We start from the raw sequence: 12590 nt of genomic DNA on the forward strand, positions 1-12590 counted from the left end.
CGGTGACCTCGTGTTGATGGGGCTCAATAAATGTCGTGTTGGGTGTTGTAGACGTTGAATTTTCCGGTCGGCGTGATCAGGCGCTTGTCGCGGATCACCTGCTTGAGCTTCAAGGTCTTGTCATCGATCACCACCAGCGCCGACTCTTCGGTCTGGCCGTTCCACACCGAGAACCACACCTCGTCACCGGCCTTGTTGTATTCCGGTTGCACCACCCGCAGCGCGCCTTGCTTGATGCCCGAATACTCGGCAATCGGCAGCACGGTGTAGCCCTTGTCCAACTGGTTGATGTCGAACACCGCCACCGACTGGCTGAGCTTGGCGTCGGGGTTGAGGGTGGTGTCGACATACAGGTGATGGGAGTTGGGGTGGGTCTTGATAAACAGCGAACCGCCGCCCTGGCCCTTGAGGGATTCCACCTGTTTCCAGGCGTATTGCGGGTGCTTGACCGGGTCGGTGCCGATCACCGAAATACCGCCGTCGCCCAAGTGGCTGGTGGCCCATACCGGCCCATATTTTGGGTGATTGAAGTTGGCGCCACGGCCGGGATGCGGGGTCTTGCCGACCTCCACCAACGCGGTGAGCTTGCGCTCCCTGGAGTCGATCACCGCGACCTTGTTGGAGTTGTTCGCGGCGGTCATGAAGTAGCGGTGGGTGCTGTCCCAGCCGCCGTCATGCAGGAACGGCGCGGCGTCGATGGTGGTGATGGTGAGGTTCTTGATGTCCTGGTAATTGACCAGCATCACCTTGCCGGTTTCCTTGATATTGACGATGAACTCCGGCCACTCGTGGGAGGCGATGATCGCCGCCACGCGGGGTTCGGGGTGGTATTCCTGCTTATCGACGGTCATGCCCCGAGTGGACACGATCTGCCTGGGCTCCAGGGTTTCGCCATCCATGAGGGTGAACTGCGGCGGCCAGTAGGAACCGGCAATCGCGTACTTGTCTTCATAGCCCTTGAACTTCGAAGTTTCCACCGAGCGGGCCTCGATGCCCACCTTGATCTCGGCGACTTTGGTCGGCTCCAGGGGCCACAGGTCGATCATGTCGATCTTGGCATCGCGGCCGATCACCAGCAGGTAGCGGCCAGACGCGGAGATACGCGAGATATGCACGGCGTAACCGGTGTCGATCAGCTTGATGATCTGCTTGGTGTCGCCGTCCACCAGGGCGATCTTGCCGTCGTCGCGCAGGGTGACCGAGAACAGGTTTTGCAGGTTGAGGGTGTTCAGTTGTTTTTTCGGCCGGTCTTCGGGTTTGACCAGCACTTTCCAGGTCTTGAGGGTTTCGGCCATGCCCCATTCCGGCGGGGTGGGCGCGGTGTGCTGGATGAAGGTGGCCATGCTGGTGATCTGCGCCTTGGTCAGCGCATTGGACGTGCCCCAGTTGGGCATGCCGGCCGGGGAACCGTAGGTGATCAGCGCTTCCAGATACGCCTGGCCACGGGCCTGGGTGATGTCCGGGGTCAGCGGCTTGCCGGTGGCGCCTTTGCGCAACACACCGTGGCAGCCGGCGCAGCGTTCGAAGTAAGTCTGCTTGGAGGCGTCGAACTCAGCCTGGCTCATATCCGGCGCGCCGGGGCTTTTCACCATCCCGGTCGGCGCGTCGCCATGGGCGTTGATGGGCAATGCGAGGGCCAGGGCGCAGCTCAGGCTGGCAAGACTCAGGACCCAGGGTTTTCTGTTGCGAGTCAGCATTCCATATCTCCTCAGGCAAGACCTTTGCGATGCCCGGCGAAGGCGGGGTAGAGCGCAGGTTCTTAGTGCCAGGCAAGACTATGTTGCAGTCGCGCAAGGCTCGCTTGACGGCGATCAAGTTTGCCGTTGTACGTGCTTGCCAGGTTGTCGCAGGGGCCCTTAGCGTGGGGGCCGAACCCGTTGCGAGTACGCGTGATGACCGAGCCCTTCTACCAACCGCTGGATAACGAACAGCAGCTGTTCGAACACGCCTGGCGCCACCACCTGCCGGTGCTGATCAAAGGCCCCACGGGCTGTGGCAAGACGCGCTTCGTGCAGCACATGGCGCACCGCCTGAACCTGCCTCTGTACACCGTGGCCTGCCACGACGACCTCAGCGCCGCCGACCTGCTCGGCCGCCACCTGATCGGCACCGACGGCACCTGGTGGCAGGACGGCCCACTGACCCGCGCCGTGCGCGAAGGCGGGATCTGCTACCTCGACGAAGTGGTGGAAGCGCGCCAGGACACCGCCGTGGTGCTGCACCCGATTGCCGATGAACGCCGCGAACTGTTCCTGGAACGCACCGGCGAAGTGCTCAAGGCGCCGTCGTCGTTCATGCTGGTGGTGTCGTACAACCCCGGCTACCAGAACCTGCTCAAGGGCATGAAACCCAGCACCCGCCAGCGCTTCGTGGCGATGCGGTTTGGTTACCCGCCGGTGGCCGACGAAGAACGCATCGTCGCCCGCGAGGCCGGTGTGGATGTGGCGCTGGCCGCCCAGGTCGTGCGCCTGGGCCAGGCGCTGCGTCGGCTTGACCAGCATGACCTGGAGGAGGTGGCCTCCACCCGGCTGCTGATCTTCACCGCCCGCCTGATCGGCGCCGGCATGAGCCCGCGCGAAGCCTGCCTGGCGTGCCTGGCCGAACCGCTGAGCGACGACCCGCAGACCGTCGCCGCGCTGATGGACGTGGTGGATGTGCACTTTGCCTGAACCGCGCCGGCTGCCAGGCGACCTGGCGATGTGGTTTTTTATCCTCGCCGAGCTGTTGGTGTTCGCGATTCTGATCCTCACGTTTGCCGTGACCCAGGCGCTCAAGCCCGAGCTGTTTGCCGCCGGGCGCGCACAGCTGGATACCTCGACCGGGTTGGCGATGACCTTGAGCCTGCTGACCGCAGGCTTGTTGGCCTCGTTGGCGGTGCAGCAGGTGCGATTGCAGTGCTGGCGACGCGGCGCCGGTTTGTTCGTCGCGGCGTTGTTGGTGGCGCTGGTGTATGTGGGGATCAAGCTTGGCGAGTACGCCCACCTGGGCGCTGCCGGACTGGGCCTGGAGCACGGCACGTTTTTTACCTTGTACTGGATACTCACGGGGTTTCATTTCCTGCATGTGCTGCTGGGGATGGTGATTCTCGGGTGGCTGGCGCTGGGCTGCTGGCGCGGCGGGCTGTCGGTCGGCGGGCTGGAGTCGGGGGTGCTGTATTGGCACATGGTGGATCTGGTGTGGGTGGTGTTGTTTCCGCTGGTCTATGTGATTCGCTGAGGTGTGTATGACGGGTTCCCGGACGCTGATCCTGTGTTGGCTGATGTTGGTGGTGCTGAGCGTTGGCACTGTGCTGACGGGGGCGTCCGGGTTGTGGTGGGCGGTGTTGCTGCTGGCGGTGGTCAAGGGGTGGGTGATTGTGGATGGGTTTATGGCGTTGCGGCGTGGGCCAGTGTTGTGGAGATTTTTGATGCTGGGGTGGGGGGTGGTTGTGGTCGCTTTACTGAGTACATATCCGTTATTTGCGTAGCGGCTGCTTACGAGGCTCGGTATGCCCTCACTCCAGATCAAAAGCCAAGCCGCGGCGGCCTTAGAGCCGACCGGTGTTGGGTCTGGTGTACTCGGTTAAAAATGTGGGAGGGGGCTTGCCCCCGATTGCAGTGGGTCAGTACCAAATCCATCAACTGACACTCCCTCATCGGGGGCAAGCCCCCTCCCACATTTGGATCTCCATCCAGCAGGCAGGCCTCAGCCTGCTTTTGCTCTGCTTTTGCTCTGGCTTTTGATCTTGATCCTGGGCGCCCCGTCAAACACGCTGGCCGAACGCAGGCTTGAATCCGTGGGTAACCCGGCAGGACGCCGGGTTAGCCGTCCTGGGCCAAGGATGGCCCATGACGGCGGCCCACGGATTCAAGCCGGAGTGAGGGCATGCCGAGCCTAGGCGAGGCACCGAGTGTTGGGGCAAGAGCCCTTTGGTTACTTTGGGGCTCTTTTCCAAAGTGACCCGCTGTAAGAGCGGAACCATAGGCCGCCGTTACCTAAATAACGGATATGTACCCAACCCAACCCCCAAAAAAATACCCCACCAAAACCATCAACATTTCTTGATCGCCATCAAGCAGTTTCCACCCCCCACCTCCCTATCATTCCCTGGCCAAGCCATGAGGAAGCGACCATGTCAGAGACCTTCACCAAGGGCATGGCCAGGAATATCTATTTCGGAGGAAGCGTGTTCTTCTTCCTGATTTTCCTGGCCCTGACCTACCACACCGAACAAACCTTTCCCGCCCGCAGCAACGTCGACCAACTCACCGAATCTGTCGTGCGCGGCAAAGGCGTCTGGGAGCGCAACAACTGCGTCGGCTGCCACACCTTGCTGGGCGAGGGCGCTTATTTCGCGCCGGAGCTGGGCAATGTGTTCAAGCGCCGGGGCGGCGAAGAAGGGTTCAAGCCGTTCCTGCATGCCTGGATGAAAATGCAGCCCCTGGGTGTACCGGGGCGACGGGCCATGCCGCAATTCAATCTCAGCGACCAGGAGGTGGACGATATGGCCGAGTTCCTCAAATGGAGCTCGAGGATCAATACCAATAACTGGCCACCGAACAAGGAGGGCTGAGCCATGCGCAGTGCCAATCCATACTTGAAATTCCAATCCCAGGCCGTGGCCAAACCCTACTTTGTGTTCGCCCTGATCCTGTTTCTCGGTCAGGTGCTGTTCGGTTTGATCATGGGCCTGCAATACGTGATCGGCGACTTTCTGTTCCCGTTGATCCCCTTCAACGTGGCGCGGATGGTCCATACCAACCTGCTGATCGTGTGGCTGCTGTTCGGCTTTATGGGCGCGGCCTACTACCTGGTGCCCGAGGAGGCCGAACGCGAGCTGCACAGCCCGAAACTGGCGATCGTCCTGTTCTGGGTGTTCGCCGCCGCCGGGGTGTTGACCATCCTCGGCTACCTGCTGGTACCGTATGCGGCGCTGGCCAAGTTGACCCACAACGAGCTGCTGCCGACCATGGGGCGTGAGTTCCTGGAACAACCGACCATCACCAAAATGGGCATCGTGGTGGTGTGTCTGGGCTTTCTGTACAACATCGGCATGACCCTGCTCAAGGGCCGCAAGACCACCGTCAGCATGGTGATGATGACCGGGCTGATCGGCCTCGCGGTGTTCTTCCTGTTCTCCTTCTACAACCCCGGCAACCTGGCGCGGGACAAGTTCTACTGGTGGTGGGTGGTGCATCTGTGGGTCGAAGGCGTGTGGGAGCTGATCATGGGCTCGATGCTGGCCTTCGTGCTGATCAAGGTCACCGGCGTCGACCGTGAAGTGGTGGAGAAATGGCTGTACGTGATCATCGCCATGGCCTTGATCACCGGGATCATCGGCACCGGTCACCACTTCTTCTGGATCGGCGCGCCCGAGGTGTGGCTGTGGGTCGGTTCGATCTTCTCGGCCCTGGAGCCGCTGCCGTTCCTGGCGATGGTGATGTTCGCCTTCACCATGGTGAAGCAACGTCGGCGCCAGCACCCTAACCGCGCGGCCACGTTGTGGGCCAAGGGCACCACGGTCACGGCGTTCTTCGGCGCGGGCGTGTGGGGTTTCCTGCACACCCTGGCACCGGTCAACTTCTACACCCACGGCACCCAACTCACTGCCGCCCACGGGCACCTGGCGTTCTTCGGTGCCTACGCCATGATCGTGATGACCCTGATCAGCTACGCCATGCCCCGCCTGCGCGGTATCGGTGAAGCGCCGGACGCGCGTTCGCAGACCCTCGAAATCCGGGGCTTCTGGATGATGGTGCTGTCGATGGTGATGATCACGCTGTTCCTCACCGCCGCCGGGGCCGTGCAGGTCTGGCTGCAACGCTGGCAGGTGGATGGGGTGGCCTTGCCGTTCATGGCCACGGTGGAGCATTTGCAGGGACTGTTCTGGGCGCGGTTGGTCAGTGGGGTGGTGTTCCTGCTCGGGCTGGCCTGCTACCTGTGCAGCTTCCGGCAACGCGCCCGGATGGCTGGAGCACCGGTACCGATCGTCTACTGAAGGTAACGCGGTCCAAATGTGGGAGGGGCGGTGCGACGATTCGACTTGCCCCCGATGGCGGCCTGTGGGCCGACCGCTTTTTGGGGGGGAGTACATATCCGTTGCTGCGGTAACGGCTGCTTAGGGTTCCGCTCTTACAGCGGGTCACTTTTGGAAGAGCGCCAAAAGTAACCAAAAACGCTTCGCCCCAACACTCGGCACCTCGCCTAGGCTCGGTGTGCCCGAACGAAGGCTTTGGAGCGTGGGCCGCCGCGATGGGCCATCCTTGGCCCAGCGCGGCTAACCCGGCGTCCTGCCGGGTTACCCACGCTCCAAAGCCTGCGTTCGGCCAGCGTGTTTGACGGGGCGATTTGAGATCAAAAGCCAAAGCGCGGCGGCCTTAGAGCCGACCGGAGTTGTGTCTGGTGTACTCGGTTAAAAATGTGGGAGGGGGCTTGCCCCCGATAGCGGTGAGTCAGTCAACCCAAGTATCACTGACCCACCCTCATCGGGGGCAAGCCCCCTCCCACATTTGGATCGGTGTGCATCAGCCAGCCCACCCCCAGAACTGCAACCACCAGCCATAGCCCACCAGGCCGTTGCTCAGCAGTACGCACAACCACCCGAGGCAACGGCGCCGGATTCCAAGCCCCTGGAGCTGTCGCCACCCCAACCACAAGCACCAGCCAATCGCCGCGCTCAACACCAGTGCACGAGCCGGTTGCACCCACGCCAATGCCAACCCTTCATAGCGCAACAACTTCACCGTCGTCGCCGACAGCCCCAGGAACAGCCCTGCACCACCCAGGGGCGTGAGTGTCAGCGCCAGGGGCCGAAACAGTGCGCGATCGCCGGCCACAGACGCGGCCAGGCGCAGCAGCAGCCAGCAGCCACCGCCGAGCAGCAGTGCGCTGCCAGCCAGGTACAGCAGGATGCACAGGCCATCGAGCCAGCTGAAGCTGTCGTTGAGTGGCGGGTAGTGGGTGAGCAGCCACCACGGCGCGTTGTCTTGCAACGGCCACAGCCAGTCGCGGCTCACCAGCCATTCGGCGAGTGTCTGTTTCAGCGCGATAAACCACGGGCTCAAGGTCCATTGGAACGCGCCCATGGCCAGGCCGATCACGCCAAACAGCAGCAGGCGCGCATCCCACGGCGAGCCGGGTTGACGCGGCGCCTGGAGAATTTCCTGATTGCAGGAGCGGGCGATCAGTTGCACCGCGCCGCGTTGTCCGCTGCAACGGCCACAGGCGTGGCAGTCGCTGGCGCCCTGCAGGCGGCGGATGTCCAGGAGTGGCGCGCAGTTGGGCAGCGGCAGGCGCGGGGCGTCGTTGGCTTTCCAGCGCTGTTCATCCACGGCGAAATGCACCGGCGCCAGGCGGGCGAGCAGGGCGAACACGCCGCTGACCGGGCACAGATAACGGCACCACACGCGCTTGCCGCGCACGAACAGCAGGCCGACCGCCACCGCCGCCAACGTCGAGCCGCCCAGGATCAGCAATGCTGCCTGGGCATAGTCGTACACGCTGATCAACTGGCCGTAGAGCGTGGTGAGGCAAAAGCCCAGGGTCGGCCAGCCGCCCCAACGCAGCCAGCGCGGTATGCCCAGGCCACGCCCGTGCTGGCTGGCCCACTCGCTCAGCGAACCCTCCGGGCACAGCATGCCGCACCACAGGCGCCCGAACAGCACCATCGACAGCAACACGAACGGCCACCAGATCCCCCAGAAGATAAATTGCGCCAGCAGCGTCAGGTTGTTCACCATGCGCGCCTGGCTATCCGGCAACGGCAGCGCGGCGGGCAGTACCAGCAGCACGGCATACGCCAGCACCACCGCCCATTGCATGGCACGAATCAGCCGGGCATGGCGGCGCATGCCATCGCCCAGTTGCTGCAGCCAGCTCATGCCGCGTGCCGGGCGCGACGCAAGCCGTTGCCCACCCATAGCCAGTAGCCGAGCAGTACCAATACGGTGATAAGGCTGGGGGCCGCGCGGTAGCCGGCAAAGTCGGCCAGCAGTGCGCCGAGGCCATGGCTGTCACTGAGCAGTGCACTGCTGTCCCAGCGGCTGTCACCGAAGGCGGCGTAGACCCACTCGGGCATGTCCATGCCCAGCAGTTGCCCGCTGATACGGTCCACGGCCGCGACCAGCAAGGCCCCGCCAAGCAGCAACAGCAGCACCTCGCTGAGGGCGAAAAACAGTGACCAGGAGATAAAGCGCCGACTGCCGCGCAACAGCAGCACGGTGAGCCCCGCCAGTGCCAGGCCGAGCACACTGCCGACGGCGAACAGGCCTTGCGCCTCATCGTGCAGGCGTGCACCGGCGCCATACAAAAACACCACGGTTTCACTGCCTTCGCGGCTCACCGCCAGCAGCGCCAGTAACAACACGCCCCAGCCGCCCTGGCGCGCCAGGCGCGCGTCGGCCTCGCGTACCAGGCTGTGTTTGAGCGTGGCCGCGTTGCGGTGCATCCAGAACACCATCTGCACCATCAAGCCGCTGGCCAACAGGGTCAGCGCCGCTTGCAGCCACTCGCCCTGTGGGCCGGTCATGGCGTCGCCGGCCCACAGCATCAAACCGGCCAGCCCGGCCGAACACAGCAACCCCAGCAACACCCCGGCCCAGAGGAAGCGGGCCAGTTGCACATGGCCGGCCTGGCGGCTGATCCAGGCCTGCAGGATACCGATCACCAGCAGGGCCTCGACGCTTTCACGCCAGACAATAAACATCGATTGATTCATCAACGGCTCCTATTCGGCGAGGATGCTGCCTTCGGGCAATTGCGGGTTGAACTCGTCGAAGAACGGGTACAACCCCGGCTTGAGCGGGTGGATCACTACAAAGGTGGTCACCCCCGCAGACAACACCTTCTCGACCCGCAACGGCGTGCTTTCGAATTCGGCCGGGCCTTGGCCGATGTTCTTGAGCACGATCTTGAAGCGCTCATCGGCCTTGACCACCAGTTGTGGCGGGTCGAAGTGACCGTCCTGCAGGCTCAACGCATAGGTGGGCAACGGCGCCGCCACTGCCGCGCCGCTTAGCAGCAGGCCGCCCAGCAAGAGGGCGCGGCGCATCAATAGCCGCCTTTTTTGCCGATGCCGGCGTAGACGAATTCATAGTGCACTTCGCAGCGTTCGAACCACGGGGCGACCCCGGTTTCCTTGTCGGTATGACGGCCCAGGGAGTGGTGGCCGGCAGGCGGCAATACGCTGAAGGTGAGGGTGTATTTGCCCGGGCCTTGCAGCTTGACGTTATCGCCGTAGTGCGGCCCGTCGTTGGCGACCATGGCGTGGAAGTCGCCGCTGATGGGGGTGTCGCTGCCTGTTTTCTTCAGGGTGAAAGACAGATTGAGGTAGGGCACGAAACTGCCTTCCTGAAACCCTTGGACGTTGTCCGCCGTGGCGCGTACGTCGGCTTCCAGGTGCACATCGGAATCGGCCGTGGCGCGCATCATGCCGGCGGGTGCCATCTCGATCGGTTGCAGGTACACCGCGCCGATTTCCAGGCCGGGACAGTGTTGCGGTTCGCCGATGGGGTACTCCTTGGCAGCTGCCACGGAGGTGCTCAGCAGCAGGGCAAGGCACAGCAAAGAAGGGGTACGCATGGAGGCTTCCTGAGGGGTGTGGAGAGAGAACCCGAGTCTAGGAAGGTCAGCAGTAAATAATAATGATTCTTGTCAAGTTCCGAGGATATTTCATCTTGGCCAGGCTTGATGCCGGTCAAGGTTGTACAGGCTGTATGGGGGTAGGTTGCAGGGAGTGTTCGTCGCCAGGGAGTCGACTCATGGCCAAGCCTTTCCCGCTGCACCCCAAGCATCCCGAACGTATCTGTTGGGGCTGTGACCGCTACTGCGCGGCCGCCGACCTGGCGTGCGGCAATGGCGCCGACCGCACCATGCACCCGGCCGAGATGCTCGGGGATGACTGGTACGAGCATGGCGACTGGGGGCTGGCGCCCGAGCCGCCGGTGGCGGATGAGCCCTCAGCTGCCTGAGCGGGGTTTTTCCTTGCCGTCTTTAGGGGTGTCAGCCGGCCTGGCGGGTTTGCTCGGCGGTTTGGCGGTGTCCTTGGTTTTTTTGTCGCTGTCCGAGGGGCTGCTGGGGTAAGTCCCCGGTGGCAGGGCGGAGCCGGCGGCGCTGTCGCCACTCAAGGCGTTGGCGGCAGGTTCCGGGTTATCGCCAAAGGCGGCGAGGGCGGGGCCGGCGAGCAGGGCCGACAGGCCGACGATAAGCACAATCCGTTGGGACGATCTGGTCTTCATGACGCTATCCCCTATCGTGTGGATGTATCAGGAGCCTGGATGAATTCCAGGCTCCGGTCCTGCCTCGATCAAGCCGCCATCGGCTTGCTCGATTGCGACTTTTTATGCGCCGCTTTCATGGCTTCCATTTCGGCGCCCAACTCTTCAAGCAATGCCTTGCCCAGCAGCTTTTTGGCCTGGGGGAACATCTCGGTTTCCTCTTCTTCGATATGGTGTTCGAGCAATTCCTTGACCACCTTGACGCGGCCGGAAAACTCGGTGGTCGACGGCTCGGTCTGCTTCAGGTCGGGCAGCACCAGGGCGTCGACGGTGCGGTGCTCTTCCTTGGCTTCGTGGTACATGATGTCCTGTTCCTTGCCGCCGGCCTTTCTGAACGCCGGGTAGAGGATTTCTTCTTCCAGCCTGGTGTGCAGGCTGATTTCCGCTTCCAGCTTGGCCAGCAGCTCGGTGCGCTTTTTCACCCCGCGTTCGGTGGACTCACTCAATTGAGTCAACAGGGCCTTTACGCGTTCGTGGTCGGCTTTGAGCAGGTCAATGGCATTCATCGGTGACACCTCACGGGAAACTCAGGGCGCGTCGATACGCACGCCTCGTCCCGTGCAGTGGTGCATCAGGCGTACCAACTTGAGTGTTTTTAAATTGGCCTTTCAATTCAATTGGTTGAAGAGGATTGCAGAGAGCGCCTGTCGTGCAGGTTGCATGGTCGGCCTGGGACCACGTTGCATTCCACCACCCAGGAAAATTTAAATGAACCCTCGCGGCCGATGCTTGAACTAACGCATACGACCTAGGAGGTGAAGCATGGAAATTCAATATATCTGGATTGCGTTGGCGGTGATTCTGCTGCTGTTGGAATTGTGGGCGATCAATATCGTATTGCGCAGCACCAGTGGCTGGGAGACCAAGGGCTTATGGCTGGTGATCCTGATCTTCGTACCGCTGGTGGGCTTGATTGCATGGGCCATGTTCGGACCCAAGCGGGAGATGCCGGAACAGCGTAAAAGCTGAGTGGCAGGGGTAACGCAAAACAGGCGCCGAAAGGCGCCTGTTTTGCGTTCAACGTTGGCGGTTCAACCAGCGACAGCCTGGGCAATCGCCTCGTTGAAAGCAGGCAGATCGTCCGGTGTACGCGAGGTGATCAAGGTCCAGCCATTGGCCTGGCATTGCTTGACTGCGGTATCGACCCACCCGGCCGCGCCAGCGTTTTCCAGGTCGATGCGCACGCTTTTGTAAGAGGTCAGGGTCTTGCCCTTGATTACGCCGGCGTCGATCAGCGTCCATGGGCCGTGACAGATCGCCGCGATGGTTTTACCGGCTTGGGCAAAGTCCTTGATCAGGCGCAGCGCCGCCGCGTCCTGGCGCAGGGTATCGGCATTGACGGTACCGCCAGGGATTACAAGGGCGTCAAAGTCGCTGCTGGCCACGTCCGACAGCTGCACGTCGGATTCCACGGTTTTGTCCTTCTCGGTGTCGCCGACAAAGGTCTGGGTGGAGCCGCCTTTGCTGGACGCGTGGGTCACCGTGGCGCCATGGCCGCGCAGTGCTTCCAGGGGCTTGAGCAGTTCGTCGCGCTCGATGCCGGTGTTGGAGGTGATGACCAGAATCTTCTTGCCGTTAAGGTGTGAGCTCATGATCGAGTGTCTCCTGAGGGGGGATGATTGAAGAGGCGATATGGGAGAGTGGATCGAGTCCGGGCGGCAAAGGTTTAAATTAATTTGCGCTTTTTTCGTGGGCGGTTGGTGCTGGAAATTTCCTTGAACTATCGAAACTCACCGGCCTCTGCTGCATAAGTGCCCGGCGCTTTCGCGGGCCTTCAACTGCCAGGAGATTTCACTGTGACCGCCACCTCGATCAAGGACACCGAACGCCAGGCCGACGCCATCAACGAACGGGCGGATGATGCCGAGCGCAAGCTGGGGCACTGAGCATGGCCAAGGCTATTTCAGCGGCTGAACTGGGCATCGATCTCAAGCCTGGGGATGACGCCAGCCTGTTCAAGTGGCTTGTCGCCAGCTTCCTGATGGGCAAGCGCATCCAGGCACCGATTGCGGCCCAGGCCTACAAGGTGATCGTTGAAGAAGAGGGGCGCGATACGGCGCGCAAGCTGCAACATTGCACCTCCAAGGAATTGGTGGCGATGTTGGGGCGTGCCCACTACGTGCGGTACGACGAAAGCACCGCACAGCGCCTGCTGGACCTGAGTGCCAAGCTGAACGCCGAATACGCCGGCAAGATCAGCCATATCCGCAGTGCCAGCGAAAACCGCCAGGCGTTCGAACAGCGCCTGGGTGAATTTGACGGCGTGGGGCCCAAGACCATCGAGATTTTCATGCGCGATGCGGCCAAGGTGCTGTCGTGGTGAGCGGGCTTGTTGTG

General features: G+C 62.3%; 16 protein-coding genes. 8 read left to right on the plus strand and 8 right to left on the minus strand.

Annotated elements, in window-relative coordinates; all coding sequences use genetic code 11:
- Positions 1–23: 23 nt before the first annotated feature.
- On the minus strand, positions 24–1592 hold the full coding sequence (locus J1N02_RS31700) for a cytochrome D1 domain-containing protein (protein WP_368964262.1): 1569 nt from the start codon (positions 1590–1592) through the stop codon (positions 24–26).
- A gap of 300 nt (positions 1593–1892) precedes the next feature.
- On the opposite strand from J1N02_RS31700, the gene J1N02_RS31705 reads away from it, so the two are divergent.
- The 5 genes from J1N02_RS31705 (at position 1893) to J1N02_RS31725 (ending at position 5977) form a co-directional block, all read left to right on the plus strand.
- Positions 1893–2669, plus strand: a complete 777-nt coding sequence (locus tag J1N02_RS31705; RefSeq protein WP_027607196.1) for a CbbQ/NirQ/NorQ/GpvN family protein — start codon at positions 1893–1895, stop codon at positions 2667–2669.
- Positions 2653–3216: a cytochrome c oxidase subunit 3 gene (locus tag J1N02_RS31710; protein WP_421148311.1), complete on the plus strand. Its 564-nt coding sequence runs from the start codon at positions 2653–2655 to the stop codon at positions 3214–3216. The genes J1N02_RS31705 and J1N02_RS31710 overlap by 17 nt, the downstream gene beginning before the upstream one ends.
- A gap of 7 nt (positions 3217–3223) precedes the next feature.
- Complete coding sequence (locus tag J1N02_RS31715; RefSeq protein ID WP_027607194.1) at positions 3224–3466, plus strand: cytochrome C oxidase subunit IV family protein; 243 nt, start codon at positions 3224–3226, stop codon at positions 3464–3466.
- A 645-nt stretch (positions 3467–4111) separates the two neighbouring features.
- Positions 4112–4552 carry a c-type cytochrome gene (locus J1N02_RS31720; protein WP_414887606.1) on the plus strand — a complete coding sequence of 147 codons (441 nt, stop codon included), beginning with the start codon at positions 4112–4114 and terminating at the stop codon, positions 4550–4552.
- 3 nt (positions 4553–4555) lie between these two features.
- The gene (locus J1N02_RS31725) at positions 4556–5977 is read left to right on the plus strand and encodes a cbb3-type cytochrome c oxidase subunit I (RefSeq protein ID WP_027607192.1); all 1422 of its coding nucleotides are present in this window, start codon (positions 4556–4558) and stop codon (positions 5975–5977) included.
- 526 nt (positions 5978–6503) lie between these two features.
- Here the strand turns inward: J1N02_RS31725 and J1N02_RS31730 are convergent.
- Genes J1N02_RS31730 through J1N02_RS31745 form a run of 4 tightly spaced genes read right to left on the minus strand, consistent with a single transcriptional unit; the run spans position 6504 to position 9558 of the window.
- On the minus strand, positions 6504–7859 hold the full coding sequence (locus J1N02_RS31730; protein WP_368964186.1) for a 4Fe-4S binding protein: 1356 nt from the start codon (positions 7857–7859) through the stop codon (positions 6504–6506).
- A complete protein-coding gene (locus J1N02_RS31735; RefSeq protein ID WP_098479246.1) occupies positions 7856–8695 on the minus strand; it encodes an FTR1 family iron permease in 840 nt (279 codons plus the stop codon). The genes J1N02_RS31730 and J1N02_RS31735 overlap by 4 nt, the downstream gene beginning before the upstream one ends.
- 9 nt (positions 8696–8704) lie before the next feature.
- Positions 8705–9028 carry a cupredoxin domain-containing protein gene (locus tag J1N02_RS31740; RefSeq protein ID WP_146478371.1) on the minus strand — a complete coding sequence of 108 codons (324 nt, stop codon included), beginning with the start codon at positions 9026–9028 and terminating at the stop codon, positions 8705–8707.
- Positions 9028–9558: an iron transporter gene (locus tag J1N02_RS31745; protein WP_092357291.1), complete on the minus strand. Its 531-nt coding sequence runs from the start codon at positions 9556–9558 to the stop codon at positions 9028–9030. The genes J1N02_RS31740 and J1N02_RS31745 overlap by 1 nt, the downstream gene beginning before the upstream one ends.
- A gap of 179 nt (positions 9559–9737) precedes the next feature.
- Here J1N02_RS31745 and J1N02_RS31750 point away from each other — a divergent pair, with 179 nt between their 5' ends.
- Positions 9738–9947, plus strand: coding sequence for a DUF3079 domain-containing protein (locus tag J1N02_RS31750; RefSeq protein ID WP_027607161.1), 210 nt, complete (start codon positions 9738–9740; stop codon positions 9945–9947).
- Here the strand turns inward: J1N02_RS31750 and J1N02_RS31755 are convergent.
- Positions 9936–10214, minus strand: coding sequence for a hypothetical protein (locus tag J1N02_RS31755; RefSeq protein WP_092357289.1), 279 nt, complete (start codon positions 10212–10214; stop codon positions 9936–9938). The genes J1N02_RS31750 and J1N02_RS31755 overlap by 12 nt on opposite strands.
- A 68-nt stretch (positions 10215–10282) precedes the next feature.
- Positions 10283–10759, minus strand: coding sequence for a hemerythrin domain-containing protein (locus J1N02_RS31760; protein WP_027607159.1), 477 nt, complete (start codon positions 10757–10759; stop codon positions 10283–10285).
- 256 nt (positions 10760–11015) lie between these two features.
- Between J1N02_RS31760 and J1N02_RS31765 the strand changes: the two genes are divergently transcribed.
- Entirely contained in the window at positions 11016–11222 is a 207-nt protein-coding gene (locus J1N02_RS31765; RefSeq protein WP_027607158.1) for a PLD nuclease N-terminal domain-containing protein, read from the plus strand.
- 62 nt (positions 11223–11284) lie between these two features.
- On the opposite strand, the gene J1N02_RS31770 is transcribed toward J1N02_RS31765, so the two are convergent.
- Positions 11285–11845 (minus strand): type 1 glutamine amidotransferase domain-containing protein, encoded by a 561-nt coding sequence (locus tag J1N02_RS31770; RefSeq protein ID WP_027607157.1) that lies wholly within the window; start codon positions 11843–11845, stop codon positions 11285–11287.
- 296 nt (positions 11846–12141) lie between these two features.
- Here J1N02_RS31770 and J1N02_RS31775 point away from each other — a divergent pair, with 296 nt between their 5' ends.
- On the plus strand, positions 12142–12576 hold the full coding sequence (locus tag J1N02_RS31775) for a hypothetical protein (protein WP_027607156.1): 435 nt from the start codon (positions 12142–12144) through the stop codon (positions 12574–12576).
- The last annotated feature ends 14 nt before the right edge of the window (positions 12577–12590 follow it).

It is taken from the genome of Pseudomonas sp. NFX5, from assembly GCF_049132125.1.
Lineage (GTDB): Bacteria > Pseudomonadota > Gammaproteobacteria > Pseudomonadales > Pseudomonadaceae > Aquipseudomonas > Aquipseudomonas marginalis.